Source organism: Actinomadura citrea, assembly GCF_013409045.1.
GTDB lineage: Bacteria > Actinomycetota > Actinomycetes > Streptosporangiales > Streptosporangiaceae > Spirillospora > Spirillospora citrea.
Genome location: NZ_JACCBT010000001.1, coordinates 865,233 through 890,743 on the forward strand (window position 1 = coordinate 865,233; position 25,511 = coordinate 890,743).

The window sequence follows — 25,511 nt, forward strand, 5'->3', positions numbered from 1 at the left end:
CGACAACGCGGTCGCAGGTGCCCTCGCCCGTATCCCCTGACCTGCTGGTTCAGGTGCGTGCCTTGTTCACGGCGTCGACGAGGTCCTCGACGTCCGCGATCGTGGTGCGGTGGCTGATGACGCAGGCGCGCAAAGCGGCGCGCCCGTCCAACCGGACGGGGCTGATCCACGCGCGCCCGCTCCCCACGACCGCGCGGGCGAGCGCGTCGTGGCGCTCCCACGTCCCGTCGCCCGGGTCGGCGAAGCAGACGACGGGGAGCGGGGTGTCGTTGACGATCTCCCAGCCCGTCGCGGTGAGCCCGTCGCGCAGCGCGTCCGCCAGTCCGGCGTCGTGTTCGAGCTGCTCGGCGTAGCCCGCGCGGCCGGCGACGGCGAGGCTGAGGAACAGCTTGAGGCCCATGAACCGGCGCGACCACTGCTGGCTCGAGGTGTAGGGGTCGACGGTGCCGTGGATCTCGTCCGGCATGTAGGACGTGGTGACCCGGAAGGTCTCCGCGAGGCCCTCGGCGTCGGTGGTGAGCAGCGCGCCCGCGCCCATCGGGACGCTCAGCCACTTGTGCGCGTCGAGCGTGATCGAGTCGGCGCGCTCGATGCCGTCCAGGGCGGGCCGCAGCAGGTCCGACAGGGCCGCGGCGCCACCGTAGGCGGCGTCCACGTGCAGGCGGAGGCCGTGGGCCGCGCAGAGGTCGGCCAGGTCGTGCGTCGGGTCGATCGCCCCGGCGCCGGTGGTGCCGGCCGTCGCGACGACGAGGAACGGCAGGTCGCCGCGTGCGCGGTCGGCGGCGACCAGCTCGGCCAGCCGCGCGGCCTCCATCCGCAGCCGGGGCCCGGTCGGGACCAGGCGCACCGCCTCCCGCCCGATACCGGTGGCGTGCGCGATCTTCAGCCAGGCCAGGTGGCTCTCGGCCGACGCGTACAGGACCGGACGGCCGGGCAGCGCTCGCAGTCCCTTCTCGCCGTACTCGGGCCAGGTCCGGGTCAGCGCCAGCAGCACGGCCGTCAGGTTCGCCTCGGCGCCCCCGCTCGTGAACGACCCGGCCACCCGTTCAGGCGGGTAGCCGAGCCGTCCGCCCAGGAAGCGCAGCAGGTGCGCCTCGATCTCCGCGGCGGCGGGCGCGTGCGACCACGCGGCCAGCTGCGGGTTGAACGCCGCCGCGAGCGTCTCGCCGACCACGCCCATCAGGGTCGGCGTCGGGTTGAACAGCCCGAAGTAGCGGGGATGCGTGGTGTGGACGGTGGTCGCCCGCAGCAGCTCCGCGACCCCGTCGACCACCGTGCCGGGTGCGACGGGACGGACGAAGTCGTAGGCGCCGATCGCGTCCCGCAGCGCGCCCACGTCCACGGGCGCGCTCACGTCCCGCCCGGCGATCCGCTCGCGCTCCTCCCGCAGCAGGTCGACGACCTGCCGCCACACGCGCTCGGCGCCTTCCGCGGGCGGGTCGAAGGAGGCTCGTCCAGAGGGGAAGTCGTCCATGCGTCCGAGCATGATGCGCACCGACCCCCACCCCAAGTGGCAGAAGTGACCATCACCGCTAAATTAGTGACATGCACAAGTTGGCCGTCGCCGTCACCGAAGGCGTGCCGATCTTCGAGCTGGCGATCCCGTGCGAGGTGTTCGGGTACGAGCGCCCCGGGCTCGCCGACTCCTGGTACGACTTCCGCCTCTGCGCCGCCCCCGGTACCCGCACCACCGCCGGTTTCGCCCCGCAGGCCGAGCACGGTTTCGACGCGCTCGCGGCCGCCGACACCGTCGTGGTCCCCGCCTGCGCGAGCGTCGTCGACGAGCAGCCGCCGGACCTGGTCGACGCCGTCCGCGCCGCGCATGACAACGGCGCCCGCATCGTCTCGCTGTGCACGGGCGCGTTCGTTCTCGCCGCCGCGGGCCTCCTGGACGGACGCCCGGCGACCACCCACTGGATGCACGCGGGCCAGCTGGCCGCCCGTCATCCGGAGGTCCTGGTGGACGCATCCGTCCTCTACATCGACGACGGCGACGTCCTGACCAGCGCGGGCACCGCCGCCGGGCTCGACCTGTGCCTGCACGTCGTCCGCAACGACCACGGCGCCGCCGTCGCGAGCGCCCTGGCCAAGCGCCTGGTGATGCCCGCGCACCGTCCCGGCGGCCAGGCCCAGTACATCGACGCGGCCGTCCCCCTGACCGACGCGGACGAACTGGGCCCGCTCCTCGACTGGGCGCGCGAGCGCCTGCACGAGCCGCTCACCGTCGCCGCGCTGGCGCGCCGCGCCAACGTCACCACCCGCACGCTGATCCGCCGCTTCCACGCCGCGACCGGCACGACCCCCATGGCCTGGCTGCGCGGCATCCGCGTCGACTACGCGCGCGAACTCCTGGAGACCACGTCCCTCCCGGTCGACCAGATCGCCGAGCGCTCCGGCCTCGGCAGCCCGGCCAACCTCCGCCACCACTTCACCCGGGTGGTGGGCGTCCCCCCGACCGCCTACCGCCGCACCTTCGCGCCCGCCCCGTGAGCTGTCCCGCGTCCGGCCGGGCCCGGGGCGTCATGGTTCCAGCGCCCGGACGATCGCGGCCTCCACCGCGGAGGCGTCCGCCGACGTCCGCGACGAAGGCGGCCACCTGTGCGTCGGAGAGCATGAGCACACGATGGCCGCCTCGGCGGGATCACCGCCAACGGTTATCCGCGTCAGAAGACGGGGGTGCCGTTCCGGACGAGCTTCCAGTTCTCGACGTGGAACGTCGCGGGGTCGATGGTGCCCGCGGCGGACGCGTACTCGACGATCGCCTCGCGGATCGCCACCTGGGCGTTGTAGACGACCGGGGCCGTGGCGATGTGGGGGAAGCCGCCGCCGCCCGACTGGCGGTAGTTGTTGACGGCGACCACGAACTTCTGGTCGCCGGCGACGGGCGTGCCGTCGTAGGCCAGGTCGGTGATGCGCGAGCCTTCGGGCTCGGCGATGTCGACGTTGTAGGTGACGCCGGAGAACTGGTCGTAGTTGTAGTCGGGGCGGTTGTTCGCGTTCGTCCACGAGGCCGGGTCGACCGGGGCGCCGGGGTCGACCGGCTTGAAGTACTGGGCCGAGTACTCCAGGTAGGCCTTGATCTGGGACCCCGTCAGGATGCTCGCCAGCAGCGTGTTGTCGTAGATGTAGAGGCCGGCGATGTCGCGGATCGTGACCTTGCCCGCCGGGAAGGTCGCGGCGCGGCTGAAGGGCGCGGCGATCGAGACGACCGGCAGGGACGCGTTCTCGGTGCCCGCGACCGCCTCCTTGACCTTCGCGGTCTGCACCTGGTGGACGTAGTCCAGGATCGCGGTGTCCTTCCAGCACGACTCCGCCGCCGACATCTCCTCGGTGGAGGAGGCGACCTCCTTGTTGACGTAGGCGACGACCGCGTCGTGCTGCTTCTTGACGAGCGTGACGAGCGCCGGGTCCTCCTCGACCGTGTTGCTGTTCACGGTCGTCGCGGACTTGCCGGTGACCTTCCAGCGGCCCCGCTCGTGGACGAGGGTGAGGTCGAAGACCGACAGGCGCTGGCCCCAGCATTTCGGCTCGCTCATCACGACCGTCCGGCCGGTGGCCTTGTTGGTGACGAACCGCTCGGGTATCTCCAGGTGCGCGTGCCCGAACAGGATCGCGTCGATGCCCGGCACCTGTTCGGCGACCAGGGCGGCGGCGTTCTCGACGGGCAGGGCGTCGCCGTAGGACGAGGTGCCGCTGTCGCCGGAGTGGGCGCTGACGACCACGACGTCGGCGCCCTTCGCGCGGATGACCGGCACCCAGCGCCGGGCCGTCTCCACCAGGTCCAGAAAGTCGAGCTTGCCAGAGACGTTGGCCTTGTCCCAGATCGCTACCCCCGGGTTGGTGAGGCCGAGCAGCCCGACGCGGATCGGCGGGAGGCCTCGCACCCGCATCGTCTTGATCATGTACGGCAGGTAGGCGGGGCGGCGGGTGCCCGCGTGGACGGCGTTGGCGGCGAGCACCGGCGCGTCCATCTGCTCGATCCACCGGTCCAGGAACGGGATGCCGTAGTTGAACTCGTGGTTGCCGAGGGCCACGGCGTCGTAGCCGACGGCGTTCATCTGCCGCGCCATCGGGTGGATCCCGCCGGTCTTCGTGATCGGCTCGACGGAGGCGTAGTAGAAGCCGAGCGGGGTGCCCTGGATCGTGTCGCCCGCGTCGAAGAGCAGGGTGCGGTCGCGGCCGCGGTCGGCGCGGACCTGGTTCACCAGGCTGGAAATGCGCGCCAGCCCGACCACGTTGCCGCCGCTGTCGGTGTACTCGGCGTCCTTGTAGTAGTCCCAGTCGACGGCGTGGCTGTGCAGGTCGGACGTGCCCATGACGGTGATCGTCACGGAGCGGCCGCGGGGCGCGGCCTGCGCGGGACCGGGCCATCCGGCCACGGCGAGCGCGCTCGCGGCGGTGAGGCCGCCGAGGACCTGCCTGCGACTGACGTCCGGCACGCGGCACGAGCACCAGCGGGGCTCGGGTGCCTTCGGATTCTGCATGACGCTCTCGTTCCTTCGGCGGAGGGGACGGCAGAACGATAGAGGCGCAGCTCACGATCGCTTTCGGCGAGATTCTCCGATCCTTGGGCGGATTCGTTGGCAGTCCTTGTGCAGCACCCCTGACCTGGGGCTGTTTGATCTTGTGCCGCGGACCTGCGGACACCGGTCGGCCGCGGCCGGTAGCGTCCCTCGGGCCAAGATCAACTCGACCGATCGGAGCTGTCCTTGCGGACGCGCGACAGGAAGACGACGGGAACGTGGCGGAGGCTCGCCGGCGCGGTGGTGCTGGCAGGCGGGACGGTTCTGGCGAGCGGGGCGGTCGCCGGCCTCGGGGCCGCGGCGCACGCCGACGAGCCGCCGCCCACGCCGAAGATCATCGGTGGGACGCCGGCCGACCAGGCCTACCCGTTCATGGCCTCCTTGGAGTACGAGCGGAACGGCAACCCCGACTCGCACCGCTGCGGTGGCGGGCTGATCGACGGGGAGTGGGTGGTCACCGCCGCCCACTGCGTGACCCAGGCGGGCCAGAACGGGGCGCCCTACTCGGTGATGGACCCGGGGCTGTTCCACGTGCGGGTCGGGTCCAACGACCGGACGCAGGGCGGCACCGTCGCCAAGCTCAAGGGGATCGTCGTCCACCCTGGCTACCAGTACCTGGACGACCGTTCCGAGGGGAAGGACATCGCGCTCCTGCACCTCGACACCGCGGTGCCGCAGACGCCCGTCCGGCAGGCCACGACCATTCCCGCGCCGGGGACGCCGGTCCGGCAGATCGGCTGGGGATACACCTCGACGAGTGACGACGACCCGAGTCGGCTTCCCGCGCAGTTGCAGCAGCTCGACACGAAGGTGATCTCGCCGACCACCCTGAAGTGCCAGGTGGACGCGAACGGCGACGACGCGTGGGGCTACCGCGACCACGACATCTGCACCGACAACCCCGAGGGCGTCCGCGGTCCCTGCGGCGGCGACTCCGGCTCGCCGCTGCTGATCAAGGTGAGGGGCCGCTGGGTCATCACCGGGGTCGACTCCCGCGGCGTCGGCGACGTCTGCGGCGAGACGCCCGACATCTACACGAGCGTCGGCCACTACCACCGCTGGATCGCCGGCGTCATCGGCTGATCCCGTCCCGCGCGAACGCCCGGTCAGGCCATGCCCGACCGGGCGTTCCGTCATATCGGGGGTACGTCGCCTACCGGGACGTGTGTCCGAAACCCGACCGCCACGATGGTGTGGCCTGCGTCACAGTGGTGACCCGACGTCTCAGTAGCTCACCGCTTGAACATCTTTGTGGCCTTTAAGTCAGTATTGCCGTATTTAGCGTTTCGTGTTCCTCTATTTAAGGCAATGTCTGATTGCGGACCACCGCTGGCCGTTTCCGCGCCGCCGTCCGCCCGCCCGCCGTCGAGCCGCCCATCGAAACCGCCCAGCCACCGAGCCGCCAGCCACCGAGCCGCCAGCCATCGAGCCGCCCACGCCACGCAGCGACAGCGGAGGTCCGGATGCGCAAGGAGACGCTGGAGAGCTTCGTCCTCGGGGACGTCCTCCGGTCACAGGCGCAGGTTCACCGAAGACAGACGTTCCTCAGATTCCGCGACGGAGAGATCAGCTACGGCGAGGTGGACACCGCCGCCGACCGGCTGGCCCGCGCGTTCTCCGCCGCCGGCATCGCCCGCGGCGACCACGTCGGCGTGATGTTGCCCAACTGCGCCGACTTCGTCCATGTCATCTTCGCGCTGGCGCGGCTGGGCGCGGTCGCCGTGCCGATCAACATCGCCTACCGGGGCGAACTGCTCCGGCACGTCCTGGACAGCTCCGACTCCCGCTGGCTGGTCGTCGACGGCCCGTACGCCGAGCGGCTCGTCGAGATCGCCGACCGCCTGCCCACCCTGGAACGGGTCGTCGTGCGGGACGCCGCCGCGGCCGGGGTGCTGCTCGACCGGCTCGGCAAGCCCGCCCGGGAGATGTCCGCGCTCCCGGCCGACGGGTCCGGGCCGGTGGACGCCGGGGTCGGCTTCGCCGACATGCAGGCGATCATGTACACGTCCGGTACGACCGGGCCTTCCAAGGGCGCGATGGTCCCGCACGCGCTCGCGCTGACCTGCGCCTACGACTCGCTGGACTTCCTGGACCGCTGGGGCAAGACGGTCTACTGCCCGCTGCCGCTGTTCCACGCCGCCGCGCTCTGGGACGGCATGCTCTCGGCCCTGCTCGGCGGCGGCTCCATCGCGATCGTCGAACGGTTCAGCGCGTCGAGGTTCTGGGACGACGTGCGCCGCTTCGACGCGCAGGTGTGCATGAGCGTGTTCTCGATGATCCCCATCCTGCTGAACCGCCCGCCGACGTCCCGCGACCGCGACCACCGGCTGGAGACGTTCTACATGGGCAAGTCCAACCTGGACGAGCCGCTGCGGGAGCGGTTCGGCGTCCGGTCGGTGGAGACCTACACCAGCACCGAGGCGGGCATCGCGACCGGCAGCCCGTACGGGGAGTGGCGGCTCGGCTCGTGCGGGCAGGCGCACGAGGAGCGGTTCCAGGTGGCCGTCGTGGACGAGTGCGACCGCGAGGTCGGGCCGGGGGAGCCGGGCGAGCTGGTGCTGCGGCCGAAGCAGCCGTTCGTCCTCACCACCGGCTACTACGGCAACTGGGAGGCCACGACCCGCTGCTTCCGCAACATGTGGTTCCACACCGGAGATCGGGTGTGGCGCGACGACGACGGGTATTTCTACTTCCTCGACCGGATGAAGGACGCGATCCGCAGGCGGGGGGAGAACATCTCGGCGTTCGACCTGGAGACCGAGATCAACCGGCATCCGGCGGTACTGGAGTGCGCCGCGATCGGCGTGCCCTCGGAACTGGAGGACGAGGACATCAAGGTGTCGGTCGTGGTGCAACCGGACACCGGGCTCGACCCGGAGGAGCTGGTGGCCTACTGCGAGGAGCGGCTGCCGCGCTCGATGGTGCCGCGCTACGTCGAGTTCATCGACGCGCTGCCGCGCACCCCGACGGACAAGGTCGCCAAGTACCGGCTGCGCGCGCAGGGCGACGGCGGGATCACCCCGACCACCTGGGACCGGGAGGCGAGCAGCCCGTGAACTGGGACGACACACCGGAGCAGGCCGCCTTCCGCGAGGAGGTCCGGGCCTTCGTCAAGGAGCGGTTCCCCGCGTCCTACCGTCCGGCGGGGGACGAGGAGCAGAGCCTCGAACCCGAGGACGTCGCCGGCTACAACTGGCCGGTCGACCGGGTCGCGGACGACCCCGAGCGACGTGAGGGCGCGCGGGCGTGGGCGGCGGCGCTGGCCGAGCGCGGCTGGATCGCGCCGCACTGGCCGCGGGAGTACGGCGGCGCGGGCCTGTCCGCGCTGGAGGAGTTCGTCCTGCACGAGGAGATGATGCGGGCCCGGGTGCCGACCGTGAACGGCATCGGCGCGTTCCTCCTCGGCCCGACCCTGCTGGTCCACGGCACCGACGAGCAGAAGGCCGTCCACCTGCCGCCGATCGCGGCGGGCGAGGCGACGTGGGCGCAGGGCTTCTCCGAGCCGGAGTCCGGCTCCGACCTGGCCTCGCTGCGCACCCGCGCCGTCCGGGACGGGGACGAGTACGTCGTGGACGGCCAGAAGGTGTGGACGTCCCTCGGCCAGTACGCCGACTGGCTGTTCGTGCTCGTCCGCACCGACCCGTCCGCCGAGCGTCCCCATCGCGGCATCACGTTCCTGCTCGTCGAGGCGGACGCGCCCGGGGTGACGATCCGCCCCATCACCGACATCCGCGGCACCGCTCCGTTCTGCGAGATCTTCTTCGAGGGCGTCCGGGTGCCGGTGGCGAACCGCGTCGGCGAGGAGAACCGCGGCTGGTACGTGGCGATGTCCGCGCTCGGCTTCGAGCGGGCCGGGATCGGCGCCACCATCAAGTACGAGCAGGCCCTCGCCGAGCTGGTGGCCCATCTCAGGTCGCCGGAGGGGGAGCGGCACGCCCGGCGCGGCCCCGCGCTGCGGCAGGAGATCGCGCGCCGGCGGACCGAGATCGCCGTCCTGTACAACCTGGCCCGCTACACCGTGTCGCGGCAGGCGGCGGGCGACGAGCCCGGCTTCGAGGCGTCCGTCAACCAGCTGTTCGGGGCCGAGCTGCACCAGCGGCTCGCGCGGACGGGCGCGCTGGCGTTCGGGCGGTCCGCCGCCCTGTGGGAGCGCGAGGGGGCGCCCCTCGACGCGGTGTTCACCCACATGCGCCGGGACTCGGTCGCGTCCACCTTCCTCGGCGGCACCACCGAGATCCAGCGCAACGTCATCGCCACCCGGGGCCTGAACCTGCCCCGCGGCTGACCAACACGGGAGGAGCGCACGAACATGCCCGACGAGAACGCCTACGAGACGGTCGACCTGCGGATCGAGGAGCGGGTCGCCTGGCTGACGCTGAACCGGCCGGACAAGCTCAACGCGCTGACGCCCACCACGATGACGGAGCTGCGCGACATCTTCACCCGCGTGGACGACGACGAGGACGTCTGCGTGGTGGTGCTGCGCGGCGCGGGCGAGCGCGCGTTCTGCGCCGGCATGGACCTGTCCTGGTCGGAGAAGCTGACCCCGCGTGAGCGGATCGAGCAGGGCCGGCTCGGCGAGAAGACGTTCGCGATGATGGAGCGGCTGTCCGTCCCGGTGATCGCCGCCGTGCACGGGTACGCGGTCGGCGGCGGCCTGGAGCTGGCGCTCGCGGCGGACTTCATCATCGCCTCCGACAACGCCAAGATGGGGCTCGTCGAGATCACGTTGTCGGCGCGTCCCCCGTACCGCCCGAAGATGACCGAGGACGGCGACCCCGACCAGCCCGAGTTCGGCGGGTCGGCGCCCGGCTGGGGCGGCGTGAAGCGGCTGCCGGAACGGATCGGCAAGGCCCGCGCCAAGGAGCTGCTGTTCACCGGCGCCCGCATCGACGCCGAGCGGGCGCTGCGCCTCGGCCTGGTCAACGACGTGTATCCGGCGGAGGAGTTCGACAAGCGGATCGGAGAGCTGGCCGAGCGGATCGCGGCGATGAACCGCTACAACCTGCGGCTCGTCAAGGAACTCGTCACCTACGGCTACGACTGGATCGAACCCCACCCGAGCTAGGAGGACCCGTGCAGATCTACCGCATCGATCATGTCGCGCAGGTGACCCCCGACCTCGACACGCAGGTCGCCCTGCTGGAGGGGCTGTTCGGGTTCCGGCGCGTCCGGAGCTGGGACAACCCGGACGAGGGCGTGCGCGGCGCCCGGCTGGATATCCCGGGAGGCCGCGGGCAGGCGTGGGAGGTGGTCGCGCCCGCCGGAGACGGCGCGTCGCTGCAGACCTGGCTCGACGAGCACAACGGGCGCCCGGGCCTGCACCACGTCGGCGCCGAGGTGCCCGACCTGGAGGCCGTCCGCGCGGAACTCGAAGTGCGCGCCATCAAGCCGACCGACTGGGCGTGGGGACGCTGGCTGGAGGCGTCGCTGAGCCCGCCCGAGCACGGCCCCGGCGTGCTGTGGCGGCTCCGCGGGCCGGGCGGCCTGGACATGTGCGGCGACACCGCCGCCTCGGTCACCGAGCCGTCCGGGCCGTCCGAACCGGACGGCCCGTCGCTCGGCGTCGTGGCGCTCGACCACATCTGCCAGGCCTTCCACGACCGGGACGTCCTCGCCCGCTGGTACCGCGACCTCGCCGGTTTCGTCCAGGTCTGGCGGACGGCGGACGAGGAGCACCCCGACATGGCCGACCTCGTCCTGAACATCCCCGGCTCGACGATCTGCTGGGAAGTGATCATGCCGCGCGGGGAGGACTCGTTCATCGACCGCTTCCTGGAGCGCGGCGGCCCGGGCGCCCACCACGTCACCTTCGAGGTGGCCGACTGGGACGCGGCCCTGGCGGCCTGCGACCACCACGGCGTCCCCACCTTCGACGACGAGGAGGGCGTCACCGACGGCGCCGCCTGGAAGCACACGTTCGTCCACCCGAAGCACACCGGCGGCATCCTCGTCCAGCTGTTCTGGGAGGAGCGGCCGGGCGTGTGGGTCCGCTCGGACAAGGTGCCGCCGCCATGGACCTGAGCCTGACCGAGGACCAGGAGCTGATCGCCGCCACGGCCCGCGAACTCCTGGAGTCCAAGGCCGCGGCGGCGGGCGCGCGGGCCCTCGGCGGCGACCCGGCCGGGTACTCGGCGCCGCTCTGGAAGGAGATGGTCGAGCTCGGCTGGACGGGCCTCGCCTTCCCTGAGGAGCACGGCGGCGTGGGCGGCGACTTCCTGGACGTCTGCCTGCTGTTCGAGCAACTGGGGTACGCGCAGGTCCCGAGCCCGCTGCTGGCCTCGGTCGCCTGCTGCGGCATGCCGGTCGCGCGGTTCGGGACGTCCGCCCAGAAGGAGCGCTGGCTGAACGCCATCTCGGACGGCCAGATCGTGACCGCCGCGCCCCTCCCGTGGGACCGCCCAGGGGAGGGGCCGGTCGCGACACGCTCCGACTCCGGTCACGTCCTGGACGGCACGGCCACGTTCGTCCCGTTCGCCGCGTCCGCCGAGCACATCCTCCTGGCGGCGCGCCTGGACGGCGAGCCGCACGCCTTCTGGGTGGACGCCGCGGACGTCACCCTGAAACCGCTCGGAACGATCGGCCACGACCGTCCCTGCCACGCCGAACTGGACGGCCTGTGGGTCCCCGGCGAAGCCGCCCTGGGCGCGGACGCCGCCGCCGCGATCTCCCTGTTCGGCGCGGCCGCCACCTGCGCCGAGATGGTCGGAGCCGCGCAACACGTCCTGGACATGACGGTCCAGTACGCCACAGAACGCGAGCAGTTCGGCCGTGCCGTCGGTTCGTTCCAGGCCGTCCAGCACCACTGCGCGAACATGGCCATCGACGTCCTGGGCTCCCGCTTCACCGCCTACGAGGCCATCTGGCTCCTGTCGGTGAACCGCGACGCGGAGCAGCAGGTGGCGATGGCCAAGGCATGGGTGAGCGAGGCGTACGAACGAGTGTGCGCCCTGGGCCACCAGGTACACGGCGCCATCGGCTTCACCCAGGAGCACGACCTGCACCTGTTCTCCGAACACGCACTGGCGGCGTCCCTGGCCTTCGGCGACGCAGACCTTCACCTGGACCAGCTGGCCACCGCCCTCGACCTCCCCTGACCGCGAACCTGATGCCCGCCGGGCCGACCCGGCGGGCATCAGCTCGCGCGCCGTGACCCTCAACCGCCCGACGCGACCTCTGCGAGCCGCTCCCACCGGTACAGATGCCCGTCCCTCACCTGGGCGACCAGATACGCGGCGGCCACCCGCAGAGGGACCGGCTCGGGGCGCAGGTCGAGAGCGTCGATGACGGGCGCGGCGGGTCCGTCGGCGTTGCTGTAGGCGACGGAGATGTGCGGTGTCCAGCCTGGCTCGCCGTCGAGCGGGTGCACACCCACGGTCTCGGCCGCGGCCTGGCGCATCGCCTGCCGGACCGGATCGAGCCCGCGCCCCGGACGGACGCCGAGCGCCACCCCCTCGCTGTGAACCCACAGCCGCCCGACCTCCACCTCGATCGGTTCAAGGGCGGCCAGACGACCGGCGACCCCCGCGGTGAGCGCCTCCACCTGCTCGCCGGACATCTCGTCCTCGAACCCGACGATCTGCGTGGTCATGTGCAGCCACTCGGCAGGAACGAGATCCAGCCCGTCCACCCCGGCGAGCTTCTCCTGGTAACGACGGACCAGGTCGAACACCTCCGGCTGCCCGTCGGGCAGGATGTGCCAGAGCAGCATCCTCCGTCCAGGCCGCATCCCCGGAAGCCACCACCAGTGGTCGGACATGCGTTCGGGCATCGGGTTCACGGGGCCTCCAAAGCGCTCAACGCCAGCATGCCGGACGCGCCGCTCAGGCCGGGAACACCGGCCCGGCCGTGCGGGCCCTTCGAGGGACGGGGCGAGGGGCGGTGCCGGTGGCCCACCCTGTGGCCACCGGCTACGACGATCAGGCGGGTGGTGCGATGCCGAGCGATCCGATGAGGTCGATCATCTCGTCGCGGTAGATGGTGGCGGGTTCGTGGGTGAGCGTGCGCAGGTGGCCGTAGATCTCCAGGGCCACCAGGCCGTGCATGCGGCCCCACACGCGGAGCGCGAGCGCGACGGCGGCCGGCGGGAGGCCGGGGAACTTCGCCTGAATGTGGGCTGCCAGGCCGGGGTCGAAGTCCTTCCACGAATAGCGGCGCAGGCCCGGCTGCAAGGGCTCGGCCTGCGGCCAGATCGCGGCGATGAGGCCGGTGAGACCGGTGCAGGCGCGCTGCTCGGCCTCCTTGGCGGGTCCGTCGTCGGGCGCCTGGTAGCCCGACACCGGATCGCCGTAGACCAGACGGAAGCCCTCGGGGTTGGCCAGGGCCCATTCACGGACGGTCTGAGCCCAGGCCAGGATCCGTCCGCCGGGGTCGTCGGCGGGCACGGCGTCACGCGCGGCCTCCGCCGCGTCCACCAGCGAGGTGTAGACGTCGCTGATCAGCGTGGTGATCAAGTCGTCGCGGGTGGCGTAGTAGCTGTAGATCGCGCCCGCGGTCATGCCCATCTGGCGGGCGATGGCCCGCAGTGAGATGGCGTCGGGTCCGCCGTCCGCCATGAGCTCGAGCGCGATCGTCTTGATCTCCGCGCTGGCCTGCGCGCGCAGCCGGTCGCGTCGGCTCGTCGTCTGATCGTTCACGCTTGACACTCTACAGCGTTGTAGTACTGTCCGCCGTGGCAAAGTTGAACGGCGTGTAGTAAATCAACGCTGTGAAGGAGAAGCTCGTGGAACAGGCCCCGTCCCGGCCGCCGACACGTGCCGGCCTCAGGCTGGCGCTGCTGGCGTTCACCCAGCTCATCGTCGCTCTCGACTACAACATCGTTTATGTGGCGCTGCCCGACGTCGCCGGCGCGCTCGGCTTCACCGCGGCGTCGGTGCAGTGGGTGGTCAGCGCTTACGCCGTCGGTCTCGGCGGGCTCCTGCTCTTCGGCGGCCGGGCCGTCGACAGGCTGGGCCCGCGGCGCATGTTCATGCTCGGTCTGGCCCTGTACGGCGTCGCCTCCCTCGCCGGTGGCCTCGCGCCGGACGCCGGTGTGCTGATCGCCGCCCGCGCCGTTCAAGGTGTCGGCGGGGCACTGCTCACCCCGGCGACGCTCGCGCTGATCTACAGGGGGTTCGCCGAAGGCCCCGAACGCAACCGGGCACTGGGTGCCTGGGGCATGGCGGGCAGCGCCGGTCTGGCCGCAGGTTCGCTGCTCGGCGGCGTGCTGACCAACTACCTGGGCTGGGAGTGGGTGTTCTTCGTGAACGTCCCGCTGGCCCTCGGCGCCGCACTGGCCGCGCTGCGGCTGCTGGCAACCGATCCGCCCCGCGTCTCCGGCTTCGGCGGGTTCGATCTGCCGGGCGCGCTGCTGGCGACCGCGGGCTCGGTGCTGCTGGTGCTCGGCCTGGCGAGCGGGCCGGAGCACGGCTGGGGGTCGCTGCGCGGCGCTGGTGCGCTGACCGCCGGAACCGCGCTGCTGGGAGCGCTGCTCGTCGTCGAGTCACGCACCCGGGACCCGCTGGTCCCGCCGCGACTCCTGCGCAATCGCGGCCTGGCCACGACCATGGCGGTGATCGCCGTGTTCCAGGGGACCCTGGGCGGAGGCTACTACGTGCTCACCTCCTACCTGCAGCCCGTCCTGGGCTACAGCGCCCTGGAGGCGGGGCTGACGTTCCTGCCCCTCACCGTCGTCTGCATGGCCGCCGCTCTGAAGATCGCCCCGGCGATGCTCGGCCGGTGGGGCGTCCGCACCACGCTCAGCATCGGCATGCTCGGCGCCGGAGCGGGGATCGCCGTCCTGGTCGCCGGGATGCCGGCCGAAGGCGGATTCTGGACGCTGATGCCCGGCAGCCTCATCTGGGGCGTCTTCGGCGGTGTCGCCTTCGTCGCCCTGTTCGCCTCGGCCGGCGCCGGAATCACGCCTCATGAGCAGGGCGTCGCCTCTGGGCTGGCCAGCACTGCCAAGGAGGTCGGCGGCGCCATGGGCTTGGCGGTCTTCGTCGCCGTCGCCACCGCGGGCCGCGCCACCGGCCCCGCCACCCCCGGCCTCCTGGACGGCCTCCACACGGCCGGATGGGCCGCCGCGGCCGTCACCGCCGCCGGGGGGCTCATCGCCCTTGCGCTCAAGCCCGACGCGGCGAAGACCGCGCCGGGGAAAGAACCCGACCCCGTGCCTGTGGAGGAAGTCGCCCCATGAGCACCGACAACGAGTGGTCGGCCACTTCAAGTAGCACCGCAAGCCGAAGAGGTGTGTTTGGGTACACCGCCTGAGGGGCCTGAGTTCACCGGCTTCCGGGTGTGTAGGCCGATGGTGTGAAGACACCCTGCTTCTTAGCGTCATGGGCATGGAAATGAGCTTCGTGGGCAGGCGCGTGTCGCGGGTCCTGCTCGGTGCCGCGCTGGTCGTGTCGGGCGCGGGTTGTGCCGCGCAGCCCGGAGAACATGCCGCGGCTGCGGCCGGACGGTCGGACGTCACCGGCGGGCGGGGGACGGTGGTCTCGGTGACGCCGGTGGTCAGCATGTCGCGGTCGCAGGTCCGCGACTACCTGGGCGATGAGGGGCTGACGTCTCCGCCGCCGCGCAGTGGGGTGAGCGGCTTCAGGGTCGTCTACCGCACCGTCTCCGCGACCGGCCGCCCCACCGTTGCCAGTGGCGTCGTCGTCCTGCCCAGCGACACCGCCGGGACGGTGCGGGCGGTCAGCTTCACCCATGGAACCCATGCCGGACGCAGTACCGCCGGTTCGGTCGCCGCGGACGGCCAGAGCAGGATCGCGGCGATCTACTACGCCACCGCCGGATACGCCGGTGTCGCCCCCGACTACCTCGGTCTCGGCGAGGGGCCCGGAGCGCACCCCTACCTGGACGCCGCCTCGGAGGCGTCCGCATCGCTGGACATGCTCCGCGCCGCCCGCGCCGTCGCCGCCCGGCAGGGCAGAGGACTGGAACGGCGGGTGCTGGTGACCGGCTTCTCGCAGGGCGGCCAGGCCGCCATGGCGCTGGGACGTCGACTGCAAAGCGGCACCGACTCCTATCTGCGGCTGGGCGCGCTGGCCCCGATCAGCGGGACGTACGACCTGCGGCGCGCGCAGCTCCCGGAATCCCTGCGCGCCCGGGGATCGCTGGACCCGCGCGTGTCCGCGTTCAACCTCGCCTACGCCACGGTGTCCTGGAACCGGCTCCACCACCTGTACAAGGCGCCCTCGGAGGTCTTCCAGGCGCCCTATGACACCACCGTGGAACGGCTCTTCGACGGCAGCCATGATGAATCGGACATCTTCCCGCAGCTCCCCGCCAGTCCCGATCGGCTGGTGACCCAGCGCTACCTGCGCCGGCTCGACCACCCCTCCGGCGCCCTCCTGCGGGCGATCCGTGCGGCCGACGGCACCTGCGACTGGGCTCCGAGCGTCCCGACCAGGCTCTACGGCGCGTCCGGCGACGAGCAGGTCACCTTCGGCAACACGCGCAACTGCGTCCGCGCTCTCCGCGCCCACGGGACCCGGCCGCAGGTCGTGGACTACGGCACCGGCACTGGCACCGATCATTTCGCGACCCTCCACCGCGCCCTGCCCGACACGCTGCGCTGGTTCCAGACCCAGACATGAGCCGAGCGGCCATGACAAAAAGGAAGTCCTGGCCGCATAACGGCCAGGACCCTTATAGGAGCTCCCGAAATTCATCGAGATGAGAGCTTTGAAAGCAGTTGCTTACCCGTAGTAGACCCCACTGCAGTACGTGCAGATCTTGAAGCCCTTCGTGTGGTGGTCCACCAGATTGTGGTTGCCATCCGGGCTCGAAGGGCAGTCCCCCATGCAGATCGGAAGGTTGGAGGACTCGGGCTGCTGGTCGAACGGTGTCTCGGGCGGCAGGTCGGACTGCGGCTCGAGCTTCGGCTCCATCAAAAGCACGTTGTAACTCCCCAGTTTGTTTGCTGGTCCGCGTTTGAGGTGCGGCCAAGCGTTCACGCAGGACTGTCCGGTGCGGCGTTGGCCGGCAAGCTTCAGTGAAGAAGAATGTGGCGATTGTGGGGCTTGTCACACGGGCTACGTGCTGAGATGATTGAAGTTTTTCCCAGGCAGGCGAGGTGGATGAGAAGGAGTGAGAGAGCCCGGTTCGGCATAGGTTTGCCGGATGAGCGTGATCGTTGCCGTTGCCGCGACGTTGGTCCTCACCTGGGTTCCGGCGTGGTTGTGGCGGCGGCATCGGCGGCGGGGGGATCTCGGGGGGCCTGAGCGGCGGGCGACCTTCGAGACCCTGCACACCGCTTCGCGGGCGGCGCCGGCGTTTCGGGGCGGGTTGACCGAGCAGGGGGCGCAGAAGGCGGCTCGGCATCTGCGGGCGCTGCTCGGGTGCGAGGCGCTCGCCATCACCGATGGGGAGCGGCTGCTGGCCTGGGACGGGGAGCACGACCATCACGCGGTGGACGGGCCGAAGCACGCCGAGGTCACGCGCGGAAACGGGCGCACGCAGGTGCACGATGTGGACTGTGACCGGCTCGACTGCCCGATCCGTCGCGTCGTGGTCGTGCCGCTCGCCACCGATGACCGGGTGGTCGGGACGCTGGCCGCCTACGGGGAGGACGTTCCGGCGGGGTTGATCCGCGCAGCCGAGGAGGTCGCGCAGTGGGTGGACGCCCAGCTCGAACTCGCGGATCTGGACCATTCGCGGACGCTCCTGATGGAGGCGGAGATGCGGGCGCTGCGGGCGCAGATCTCGCCGCACTTCATCTACAACTCGCTGACGACGATCGCCTCGTTCGTCCGGTCCGACCCGGAGCGGGCGCGGGAACTGCTGCTGGAGTTCGCCGGGTTCACGCGGTACTCGTTCCGGCGGCACGGCGACTTCACGACGCTGGCGGAGGAACTGCGGTCGATCGACCGGTACCTGCTGCTCCAGCGCGCCCGGTTCGGGGAGGAGCTGCGGGTGATGCTGCGGATCGCGCCCGAGGTGCTGCCGGTGGCCGTGCCGTTCCTGTGCCTGCAGCCGCTCGTGGAGAACGCCGTCCGGCACGGGCTCCAGGACCGGTCCGAGCCCGGGGTGATCACGATCATCGCGGAGGACGCCGGGGCCGACTGCGTGATCAGTGTGGAGGACGACGGGATCGGCATGGATCCCGAGGACGTCCGCCGCCTGCTGTCGGGGGAGCGGCCCGAGCCGTCCGCCGACGACGCCGCCGGGATCGGGCTCGCCAACGTCGACGCGCGGCTCCGGCAGGTGTACGGGGACGAGTACGGCCTCGCCGTGGAGACCGGGCCGGGCGCCGGGACCAAGGTCACCGTGCGGGTGCCGAAGTACCGGCCCGGCGTCACGGCCTCTTGACGCCCGGCCGGTACTTGACTGGAATGTGGCGAATGGCGGCGGAAGGACGGTGCGGTGTTGCGTGTCCTGGCGGTGGATGACGAGGCGCCCGCGCTCGACGACCTCGTTCACCTGCTGCGCGCCGACCCGCGCATCGGCGAGATCGACACCGCCCGGGACGGGGCCGCCGCGCTCCGCAAGCTCGACCGGGCCCTCGCCGAGGGGCGCCCCGTCGCCGCCGTCTTCCTCGACATCCGGATGCCCGGCCTGGACGGCACCGTGCTCGGCCGCGTCCTCGCCCAGTTCGCCCGCGCCCCGCAGATCGTCTACGTGACGGCCTACGAGGAGCACGCCGTGGACGCGTTCGAGATCAAGGCGACCGACTACATCCTCAAGCCGGTGCGGCCGGAGCGGCTGGCGGTGGCGATCCGGCGGGTCACCGAGGCCGCCCGGGAGGACGAGGTCGCGCCGGAGCCGTCCGAGCCGGAGGCCATGCCGGTCGAGCTGGGCGGGGTGACGCGGTTCGTCACGCCGGGCGAGGTGCTGTACGTGGAGGCGCAGGGCGACTACGCGCGGCTCCACACGTCCGGCGGCAGTCATCTGGTGCGCATTCCGCTCGCCGCGCTGAGCGAGCGGTGGAGCGGCGCCGGGTTCGTCCGGGTGCACCGCAGCCATCTCGTCGCGCTGGCGGCGATCACGGAGCTGCGGCTGGACTCGGGACGCTGCACCGTCATCGTGGGCGGCGCCGAGCTGCCGGTCGCCCGCCGGCACGTGCGCGAGTTGCGCGACCTGCTCGTCCGCCGGGCGAGGCGGTCCCCCTGAGCGGGCCGGACGCGCGGGACGTCGCGCCCGGGCGGACGCTGGTCACCGGGCCGCGGACCCGGACCGTCCGGCGGCCCCGGTACCCGGTGACGCGGGAGATCGACGAGCAGACCGGGCTCGGCGAGGCGTACATGCGGTCGCTGGTGCGCGCCCAGTGGCGGCTCGCGGCCCGGTTGTGCCTGGTCCTCGCCGTGGTGGTGCTCGGCCTGCCGCTGCTGTTCGCGCTCGTCCCCGCGGTGCGCGAGCAGGAGGTGCTCGGGCTGCCGCTGCCGTGGGTGCTGCTCGGCGGGCTGATCTACCCGTGGTTCGTCGCCTGCGGCTGGTGGTACGTCCGGCAGGCCGAGCGCAACGAGGACGACTTCGCCGACCTCGTCGACCGGGCCGACCGGCTGTGAGCGCCGCGTACGGGCTCGCGGGCGTGCTGCTGGTCGTCGTCGCGACCATGCTCGTCGGCGTGCTCGGGGTACGGATCTCCCGCACCACGTCCGACTTCTACGTCGCGTCCCGGACGGTGACGCCGCTGCGCAACGCGTCCGCGATCGGCGGGGAGTACCTGTCGGCCGCCTCGTTCCTCGGCATCGCCGGGCTGATCCTCGCCTACGGCGCCGACATGCTGTGGCTGCCCGTCGGCTGGACGGGCGGGTACCTCGTCCTGCTCGTCCTGGTGTCGGCGCCGCTGCGCCGCTCCGGCGCCTACACGCTGCCGGACTTCGCCGAGGCGCGGCTCGAGTCCATGGCGGTGCGCCGCGTCGCGAGCGTGTTCGTGGTGCTGATCAGCTGGCTGTACCTCCTGCCCCAGTTCCAGAGCGCCGGGCTGGTGCTGCGCACGGTCACGGGCGCGCCGGTGTGGACGGGCGGCGTCCTCGTCGCGGTCGTCGTGGCGGCGAACGTGCTGGCCGGCGGCATGCGCAGCGTCACGATGGTGCAGGCGTTCCAGTACTGGCTGAAGCTGACGGCGCTGGCCGTGCCGCTGGTGTTCCTGCTCATGGCGTGGCGGTACGACGGCGCGCCCGGCCTCTCGTCGGACGTCCCTCCGCGGTTCGGCGACCGCACGACCGTCTCGGTCGGCATGGCGGTCACCGTGGAGGTCACGACGCCCGTCCAGGTGACCGCGGACGGCCGGGTGGACGGGCGCGCCCACTCCGGTTCCCCTCTCGCGTTGGGGCCCGGGCGGCACCGCTTCGACAAGGACACGTCCGTGACCTTCCCGGCGGGCGCCGACGTCCCGCACGTCAGCGGGCGCCCCGCCACCACCGGACGGGAGTGGGCGCTGCCGCTGGACGGGCGCGACCACTCCCTCTACGCCACCTACTCGCTCATCCTCGCCACGTTCCTCGGGACGATGGGGCTCCCGCACGTCCTCGTCCGCTTCTACACCAACCCGGACGGTCGCACCGCCCGCCGGACGACCGTCGTGGTGCTGACGCTCCTCGGCGCGTTCTACCTGCTGCCCGCCCTGTACGGGGTGCTCGGACGCCTCTACACCCCCGAGCTGCTGATGACCGGACGGGCCGACGCCGTCGTCCTCACCCTGCCCGGACGGCTCATCGGCGGGCTCGGCGGCGATCTGCTGGGCGCGCTGGTGACGGGCGGGGCCGTGGCGGCGTTCCTGTCGACGTCGTCCGGCATCACCGTGTCGGTCGCGGGGGTGCTGGCGCAGGACATCCTGCGGGGCGGCGTCCGCTCGTTCCGCGTCGGGACGCTGCTCGCCCTCGCCGTCCCGCTGGGCCTGGCGATCGCGGCCCGGTCCCTCGCCGTCGCGGACGTCGTCGGGCTGGCGTTCGCCGTCGCGGCGTCCACGTTCTGCCCGCTGCTCGTCCTCGGCGTCTGGTGGCGGCGGCTCACCGTGCCGGGCGCGCTCGCCGGGCTCGTCCTCGGCGGCGCGCTCGCCGGGACCGCGGTCGTGGTGACGATCGCCGCCGGGCCGCCGCCGGGGCTGCTCGGCGCGCTGCTCGCCCAGCCCGCGGCCTGGACGGTCCCGATCGCGTTCACCGTCATGATCCTCGTGTCGCTGTGCACGCCGGGACGGATCCCGCGCGGCGTCGCGCGGATGATGGTGCGCCTGCACACCCCGGAGTCGCTCGACGTCGACCGGGGCACGTGGCGGCCCAAGCGGGTGTGACCGTTCGTCGTGCGAGAACGACCGTTCGGCGACGGGGGCGACCTTTGGTCGACCGCGAACGGCGGCTGGTCGCAGCCTTGCCGCCGACCCCTCGTCCGCTCCCAGCAGGATCTTTACGGTTGCGCGTGACCGGCGTCACAACCGAGGAGGGGTGGGCGTGTCCGTCGACAAGAGCGCCACCGGCACCGTCTATGAACGGTTCCAGGGCACCACGGAGTTCCAGGAACTCCGGCGCAGATTCCGTCGCTTCGTGTTCCCGATGACCGCGGCGTTCCTCGCCTGGTACCTGCTGTACGTCGTCCTGTCCGGGTGGGCGCGGGACTTCATGGGCACCGAGCTGTTCGGGGCCGTCAACGTCGCCCTGGTGTTCGGGCTGCTGCAGTTCGTCTCCACCTTCCTCATCGCCTACCTGTACGCGCGGCACGCCGAGCGCCGCCTCGACCCGGTCTCCGACGAGATCCGCGCCCGCATCGAGGCGGAGTCGGCCCCGGCCGCGAAGGACGCCCCATGAGCAACGAGACCCTGTCGATCATCCTGTTCCTGGTCTTCGTCGCGGCCACCCTGGCGATCACCGTGTGGGCGAGCCGCAACACCCGCAACGCCACCGACTTCTACGCCGGCGGGCGGTCGTTCTCCGGCGCGCAGAACGGCATCGCGATCGGCGGCGACTACATGTCCGCCGCCTCGTTCCTCGGCATCGCCGGCCTGATCGCCCTGTACGGCTACGACGGGTTCCTGTACTCGATCGGGTTCCTCGTCGCGTGGCTCGTGGCGCTGCTGCTCGTCGCCGAGCTGCTGCGCAACTCCGGCCGCTTCACGATGGCGGACGTGCTGGCGTTCCGGATGAGCCCCCGCCCGGTCCGCACCGCCGCCGGCGTCTCCACCATCATCGTGTCGATCTTCTACCTGCTGGCGCAGATGGTCGGCGCCGGCGCCCTGGTGTCGCTGCTGTTCGGCTTCACCGGCGACTTCGCCAAGGGCGCGACGATCGCGCTGGTCGGCGTGCTGATGATCGTGTACGTGGTGTTCGGCGGGATGAAGGGCACCACCTGGGTCCAGATCGTCAAGGCCGTCCTGCTGATGACCGGCGCCACCCTCATCACGCTGCTGGTGCTGGGCAAGTTCGGGTTCAACCTGTCCAGCCTGCTGAACGACGCCGCCGACCAGAGCGGCAAGGGCGGCGAGTTCCTGGAGCCGGGGCTGCGCTACGCCACCGCGGAGCAGGGCCTGAGCGGCAAGCTCGACCTGGTCAGCCTCGGCCTGGCGCTCGTCCTCGGCACCGCCGGGCTGCCGCACATCCTGATCCGCTTCTACACCGTCCCGACCGCCCGCGACGCCCGCAAGTCGGTGCTGTGGGGCATCGGCATCATCGGCGTGTTCTACCTGCTCACCCTGGTCCTCGGCTTCGGCGCCGCCGCGCTCGTCGGGTCCAAGGAGATCGCCAAGGCCAACCCGGCCGGCAACACCGCCGCCCCGCAGCTCGCCCAGCGGATCGGCGAGATCGTCTTCGGGGACGCGGGCGGGACGATCCTGCTCGCGGTCATCGCGGCGGTCGCGTTCGCGACGATCCTCGCGGTCGTGGCGGGCCTCACCCTCGCCTCGTCCTCGTCCTTCTCCCACGACCTGTACGCCCACGTGTTCCGCAGGGGCAAGGCCTCGGAGCGGGACGAGGTGCGCGTGGCCCGCATCTCCGCGTTCGTGATCGGCGCCGTGGCGATCGTCCTCGGCATCTACGCCCAGCGCCTCAACGTGGCGTTCCTCGTCGCCCTCGCCTTCGCGGTCGCGGCGTCGGGGAACCTGCCCGCGATCCTGTACAGCCTGTTCTGGAAGCGGTTCAACACCACCGGCGCCGTCTCCGCCATCTACGGCGGCCTCGGCTCGGCCATCTTCCTGGTGGCGTTCTCGCCGGTGGTGTCGGGCTCGGAGAAGGCCCTGTTCACCGACTCCGACTTCAGCTGGTTCCCGCTGGAGAACCCCGGGATCATCTCCATCCCGTTCGGCTTCCTGTGCGGCTGGATCGGGACCATGCTCAGCAAGGAGTTCAACGCCGAGAAGTACGCCGAGATCGAGGTCCGCTCCCTCACGGGCGCGGGCGCCGAGCAGGCGGCCGAGCACTGAACGAGCACTGAGAGCCGCCGCGCGGGCGGGCGTCGCCCGGTCCCGCGCGGCACGGCGGTCCCGTCCCTTTCTGCCCCCGCAGGGACGGGGCCGCCTCCATGCCCGGGGTCAGGCGGGCTCGACGCCGGTCAGGCCGGCTTCGCCTGGCCGGCCCGCCACTCGCGACCGATCGTGCGCATCAGCGACGGGTAGACGAGCACGTGGCGGAACGGCAGGATCGCGGCCATGTAGGCCCTGCCGAACAGGCCGTTCGGCTTCACCAGTACGGCCATCTGGGCGCGGTGGCCGCCGGAGCCGTCCGGGACCCAGCCGATGTGCATGACGCCGTGCACCGTCCGGTTGGCCATCTCCGCCGCCCACTCGTCGCCGGTCAGGTACAGCGACCGGAACGGCAGTGAGCCGGGGGCGGGCCCCGAGTGCTCGCGCAGATCGTCCGGCAGCCGGTCGCTCAGCGTCCGCACCCGCGCGTCGAGCCCGGCGTCCTGCTTGTCCAGGCCGAACAGTTCTCCGAGCTTCCAACGGAGCTCCATGAGCATGCCGGCGATGCCGGGCAGCTTCGCCTCGCCGGAGGTCATCTGCTCCACCAGCTTCGGGAAGTCGTCCGGGCCGCCGGTGGCGGGCAGGGCCCACACGTCCTCGAGCCGGAAGTCGGGCGCGATCTCGTGGATCCGCCAGGGACGGTCGGTGTGCGCGCTCGCGGGGAGCTTCATCGCCAAGCCACCTCCTCGTTCGGCGGACGCTCCGTCGCGGCCGCCTCGCGCTCAAATATACGGCACCGTATGAATCGCCTTCGAAGGGGGAGGTGCCGTCCGGAGGGGAGGTGATAATGGACCATGCCCGCCGTCATGCGCACGCCACGCAGCAGCTGGATCGAGCAGGGCCTGAAGGCCCTCGCCGCCGGCGGGCCCGACGCGGTCCGGGTCGAGGCCCTCGCCCAGGCGCTCGGCGTCACCAAGGGCGGCTTCTACGGCCACTTCCCCGACCGCAAGGCCCTGCTGGGCGCCATGCTCGACCACTGGGAGCGGCAGTCCGTCAACGACATGCGCGACCGGGTCGAACGCGAGGGCGGCGACGCCCGCGCGAAGATCCGGCGGGCGGGCATGCTCACCCGGGCGGGCGACCACCTGCACATCGACCTCGCGATGCGCGACTGGGCCCGCCGCGACCCGGCCGTCGCCGACCGCGTCCGCCGCGTGGACAACCAGCGCATGGACTACCTGCGCGAGCTGTTCGGCACCTTCTGCTCGGACCCCGACGAGGTCGAGGCCCGCAGCATGCTCGCCTTCTGCCTCCTGGTCGGCAGCCACTTCCTCGCCGCCGACCACGGCGCCCGCACCCGGAGCGAGGTCACCGAACGCGCCGGCCGGCTCCTCCTCGGCGACGGCTGATCCGGTCAGGCCGGCGGGGCCCAGTGCGGGTCGCGGCCCAGGAGGGCGGCGATGTTGTCGATCGCGGGACGGGACGGGTCCTCGGCGAGGGGCGGGCGGTAGGCGCCGCCGGGCCCGTTGAGAGGGCTGCCGGGCGCGGTGTTGGCGCGGGCGAGAGGCAGCGCGGCCTCGGTGATCCGGGACGGGACGGTGAGCGTGGTGCGGAGCGCGCGCGCCAGGTCCCAGCGGTGGACCAGCATGTCGACCACGTGGATGCCGAGGACCCACTCGGTCGACAGCGGGCCCAGCCGGGGCATGGTCACGGTCTCGCCCGCCCGTTCGAGCACGGCGAGGCAGCGGGCGGCGATCAGGGCGAAGCCGTCGCGCGGGTCGCCGCCCGGTTCGAGGGGCGGCAGGACCGTCCGTGCGATGGCCTCGTGGCGCTCGTTCATGTGGTGGAGCAGGTCCGCGACCGTCCAGCCTTCGCAGGGGGTCGGGTCCGCCATCGCGGTGTCGGGGATCACCGCCACGTCGTGTCCGATGAGGGCCAGTGCCGTGGCGTCGAGGCTGAGCAGGTCGGTCATGTCGCATCCCATCTTTGGCGAACGGGCGTTCGCCAAAACCATAGCGTACGCTCGTTCGCTATCCTTGTGGGCATGTCACCTCGTCACTCGGCGGCCGAAGCGGCCCGGACGCGCGAGCGGATCGTGAGCGCCGCCGTGCAGGACGCCTCCCGGCTGGGCCTGGAGGGTCTGACGGTCGGCTCGCTGGCGCAGCGGCTCGGCATGAGCAAGGCGGGCCTGGTCGGTCCGTTCGGGTCGCGCGAGCGGCTGCTCATGGCCGCGCTCGACCAGGCCTGCGAGGTCTTCCGCGCGGCGGTGACCGGACCCCTGGAGGGCCTGCCGGTCGGGCCGGAACGCCTGGAACGGCTCATCGACGGGTGGGTCGACTACCTGGCCGACTGCCCGTTCCCCGGGGGCTGCTTCATCACGGCCGCCACGTCCGAGCTCGACGGGCGGCCGGGGCCGCTGCGCGACCGGCTGCGGGAGCTCGTCGCGTCCAACCGCCGGGCACTGGCGGGCGAGGTCGCCGCCGCCCAGGCCGCGCTGCCGGGCTCGCACCGTCCCGCGGACGAGGTCGCCACGACGCTGATGGGCCTGTCGATGGCGGCCAACCAGGAGATCCAGCTCCTGGGCGACCCCTCGGCCGCGGCCCGCGCACGAACCGCCATGCGCCACGCCGCCGGGTTGCCCGCCCGAACCCTCGGGTCTCCGTAAATCTGTG

24 protein-coding genes are annotated in these 25,511 nt (G+C 72.0%); 17 read left to right on the forward strand and 7 right to left on the reverse strand.

Going from position 1 to position 25,511, the window contains the following annotated elements:
- Positions 1 to 49 precede the first annotated feature (49 nt).
- Entirely contained in the window at positions 50 to 1,474 is a 1,425-nt protein-coding gene (locus BJ999_RS04315) for a pyridoxal phosphate-dependent decarboxylase family protein (RefSeq protein WP_179832068.1), read from the reverse strand.
- Positions 1,475 to 1,545: 71 nt separating this feature from the next.
- Here BJ999_RS04315 and BJ999_RS04320 point away from each other — a divergent pair, with 71 nt between their 5' ends.
- Positions 1,546 to 2,490: a GlxA family transcriptional regulator gene (locus BJ999_RS04320; RefSeq protein WP_179832069.1), complete on the forward strand. Its 945-nt coding sequence runs from the start codon at positions 1,546 to 1,548 to the stop codon at positions 2,488 to 2,490.
- Positions 2,491 to 2,663: 173 nt separating this feature from the next.
- Here the strand turns inward: BJ999_RS04320 and BJ999_RS04325 are convergent, their stop codons facing one another.
- Entirely contained in the window at positions 2,664 to 4,484 is a 1,821-nt protein-coding gene (locus BJ999_RS04325) for a bifunctional metallophosphatase/5'-nucleotidase (protein WP_179832070.1), read from the reverse strand.
- 225 nt (positions 4,485 to 4,709) lie between these two features.
- Here BJ999_RS04325 and BJ999_RS04330 point away from each other — a divergent pair, with 225 nt between their 5' ends.
- The 6 genes from BJ999_RS04330 to BJ999_RS04355 all read left to right on the forward strand — a co-directional run bounded on the left by BJ999_RS04330 (position 4,710) and on the right by BJ999_RS04355 (position 11,620).
- Entirely contained in the window at positions 4,710 to 5,606 is an 897-nt protein-coding gene (locus tag BJ999_RS04330) for a S1 family peptidase (protein ID WP_179832071.1), read from the forward strand.
- Positions 5,607 to 5,986: 380 nt separating this feature from the next.
- On the forward strand, positions 5,987 to 7,579 hold the full coding sequence (locus BJ999_RS04335; protein WP_179832072.1) for an AMP-binding protein: 1,593 nt from the start codon (positions 5,987 to 5,989) through the stop codon (positions 7,577 to 7,579).
- Positions 7,576 to 8,808: an acyl-CoA dehydrogenase family protein gene (locus BJ999_RS04340; RefSeq protein WP_179832073.1), complete on the forward strand. Its 1,233-nt coding sequence runs from the start codon at positions 7,576 to 7,578 to the stop codon at positions 8,806 to 8,808. Before BJ999_RS04335 ends, BJ999_RS04340 begins: the two co-directional genes overlap by 4 nt.
- A 24-nt stretch (positions 8,809 to 8,832) precedes the next feature.
- Positions 8,833 to 9,591: an enoyl-CoA hydratase/isomerase family protein gene (locus BJ999_RS04345; protein WP_179832074.1), complete on the forward strand. Its 759-nt coding sequence runs from the start codon at positions 8,833 to 8,835 to the stop codon at positions 9,589 to 9,591.
- Between the two features lie 8 nt (positions 9,592 to 9,599).
- Entirely contained in the window at positions 9,600 to 10,547 is a 948-nt protein-coding gene (locus BJ999_RS04350; RefSeq protein WP_179832075.1) for a VOC family protein, read from the forward strand.
- A complete protein-coding gene (locus tag BJ999_RS04355; RefSeq protein WP_179832076.1) occupies positions 10,538 to 11,620 on the forward strand; it encodes an acyl-CoA dehydrogenase family protein in 1,083 nt (360 codons plus the stop codon). The genes BJ999_RS04350 and BJ999_RS04355 overlap by 10 nt, the downstream gene beginning before the upstream one ends.
- A 59-nt stretch (positions 11,621 to 11,679) precedes the next feature.
- Here the strand turns inward: BJ999_RS04355 and BJ999_RS04360 are convergent, their stop codons facing one another.
- Positions 11,680 to 12,294 carry a 2'-5' RNA ligase family protein gene (locus tag BJ999_RS04360; RefSeq protein WP_229810257.1) on the reverse strand — a complete coding sequence of 205 codons (615 nt, stop codon included), beginning with the start codon at positions 12,292 to 12,294 and terminating at the stop codon, positions 11,680 to 11,682.
- 148 nt (positions 12,295 to 12,442) lie between these two features.
- Positions 12,443 to 13,159, reverse strand: coding sequence for a TetR/AcrR family transcriptional regulator (locus BJ999_RS04365; protein WP_179832078.1), 717 nt, complete (start codon positions 13,157 to 13,159; stop codon positions 12,443 to 12,445).
- Between the two features lie 86 nt (positions 13,160 to 13,245).
- On the opposite strand from BJ999_RS04365, the gene BJ999_RS04370 reads away from it, so the two are divergent.
- The gene (locus BJ999_RS04370) at positions 13,246 to 14,700 is read left to right on the forward strand and encodes an MFS transporter (protein WP_179832079.1); all 1,455 of its coding nucleotides are present in this window, start codon (positions 13,246 to 13,248) and stop codon (positions 14,698 to 14,700) included.
- Between the two features lie 148 nt (positions 14,701 to 14,848).
- The gene (locus BJ999_RS04375; RefSeq protein WP_179832080.1) at positions 14,849 to 16,105 is read left to right on the forward strand and encodes an alpha/beta hydrolase family protein; all 1,257 of its coding nucleotides are present in this window, start codon (positions 14,849 to 14,851) and stop codon (positions 16,103 to 16,105) included.
- 102 nt (positions 16,106 to 16,207) lie between these two features.
- Here the strand turns inward: BJ999_RS04375 and BJ999_RS04380 are convergent, their stop codons facing one another.
- Positions 16,208 to 16,399 (reverse strand): hypothetical protein, encoded by a 192-nt coding sequence (locus BJ999_RS04380; protein WP_179832081.1) that lies wholly within the window; start codon positions 16,397 to 16,399, stop codon positions 16,208 to 16,210.
- A 232-nt stretch (positions 16,400 to 16,631) separates the two neighbouring features.
- Between BJ999_RS04380 and BJ999_RS04385 the strand changes: the two genes are divergently transcribed.
- From BJ999_RS04385 to BJ999_RS04410, 6 genes are all read left to right on the forward strand, one after another.
- Positions 16,632 to 17,819, forward strand: a complete 1,188-nt coding sequence (locus BJ999_RS04385) for a sensor histidine kinase (RefSeq protein WP_179832082.1) — start codon at positions 16,632 to 16,634, stop codon at positions 17,817 to 17,819.
- 54 nt (positions 17,820 to 17,873) lie between these two features.
- Positions 17,874 to 18,620, forward strand: a complete 747-nt coding sequence (locus BJ999_RS04390; protein ID WP_179832083.1) for a LytR/AlgR family response regulator transcription factor — start codon at positions 17,874 to 17,876, stop codon at positions 18,618 to 18,620.
- Positions 18,621 to 18,706: 86 nt separating this feature from the next.
- Entirely contained in the window at positions 18,707 to 19,015 is a 309-nt protein-coding gene (locus BJ999_RS04395) for a DUF485 domain-containing protein (protein WP_229810239.1), read from the forward strand.
- A complete protein-coding gene (locus BJ999_RS04400) occupies positions 19,012 to 20,742 on the forward strand; it encodes a sodium/solute symporter (protein WP_179832084.1) in 1,731 nt (576 codons plus the stop codon). The genes BJ999_RS04395 and BJ999_RS04400 overlap by 4 nt, the downstream gene beginning before the upstream one ends.
- Before the next feature lie 151 nt (positions 20,743 to 20,893).
- Positions 20,894 to 21,253: a DUF485 domain-containing protein gene (locus BJ999_RS04405; protein ID WP_179832085.1), complete on the forward strand. Its 360-nt coding sequence runs from the start codon at positions 20,894 to 20,896 to the stop codon at positions 21,251 to 21,253.
- Positions 21,250 to 22,860 carry a solute symporter family protein gene (locus BJ999_RS04410; RefSeq protein WP_179832086.1) on the forward strand — a complete coding sequence of 537 codons (1,611 nt, stop codon included), beginning with the start codon at positions 21,250 to 21,252 and terminating at the stop codon, positions 22,858 to 22,860. The genes BJ999_RS04405 and BJ999_RS04410 overlap by 4 nt, the downstream gene beginning before the upstream one ends.
- Before the next feature lie 128 nt (positions 22,861 to 22,988).
- On the opposite strand, the gene BJ999_RS04415 is transcribed toward BJ999_RS04410, so the two are convergent.
- Positions 22,989 to 23,570: a DUF2867 domain-containing protein gene (locus tag BJ999_RS04415; protein ID WP_179838317.1), complete on the reverse strand. Its 582-nt coding sequence runs from the start codon at positions 23,568 to 23,570 to the stop codon at positions 22,989 to 22,991.
- A 135-nt stretch (positions 23,571 to 23,705) separates the two neighbouring features.
- On the opposite strand from BJ999_RS04415, the gene BJ999_RS04420 reads away from it, so the two are divergent.
- Complete coding sequence (locus BJ999_RS04420; RefSeq protein ID WP_229810237.1) at positions 23,706 to 24,248, forward strand: TetR/AcrR family transcriptional regulator; 543 nt, start codon at positions 23,706 to 23,708, stop codon at positions 24,246 to 24,248.
- Between the two features lie 5 nt (positions 24,249 to 24,253).
- Here the strand turns inward: BJ999_RS04420 and BJ999_RS04425 are convergent, their stop codons facing one another.
- The gene (locus BJ999_RS04425) at positions 24,254 to 24,811 is read right to left on the reverse strand and encodes a maleylpyruvate isomerase family mycothiol-dependent enzyme (protein WP_179832088.1); all 558 of its coding nucleotides are present in this window, start codon (positions 24,809 to 24,811) and stop codon (positions 24,254 to 24,256) included.
- Positions 24,812 to 24,883: 72 nt separating this feature from the next.
- Here BJ999_RS04425 and BJ999_RS04430 point away from each other — a divergent pair, with 72 nt between their 5' ends.
- The gene (locus BJ999_RS04430) at positions 24,884 to 25,504 is read left to right on the forward strand and encodes a TetR/AcrR family transcriptional regulator (protein WP_179832089.1); all 621 of its coding nucleotides are present in this window, start codon (positions 24,884 to 24,886) and stop codon (positions 25,502 to 25,504) included.
- Positions 25,505 to 25,511: the final 7 nt, after the last annotated feature.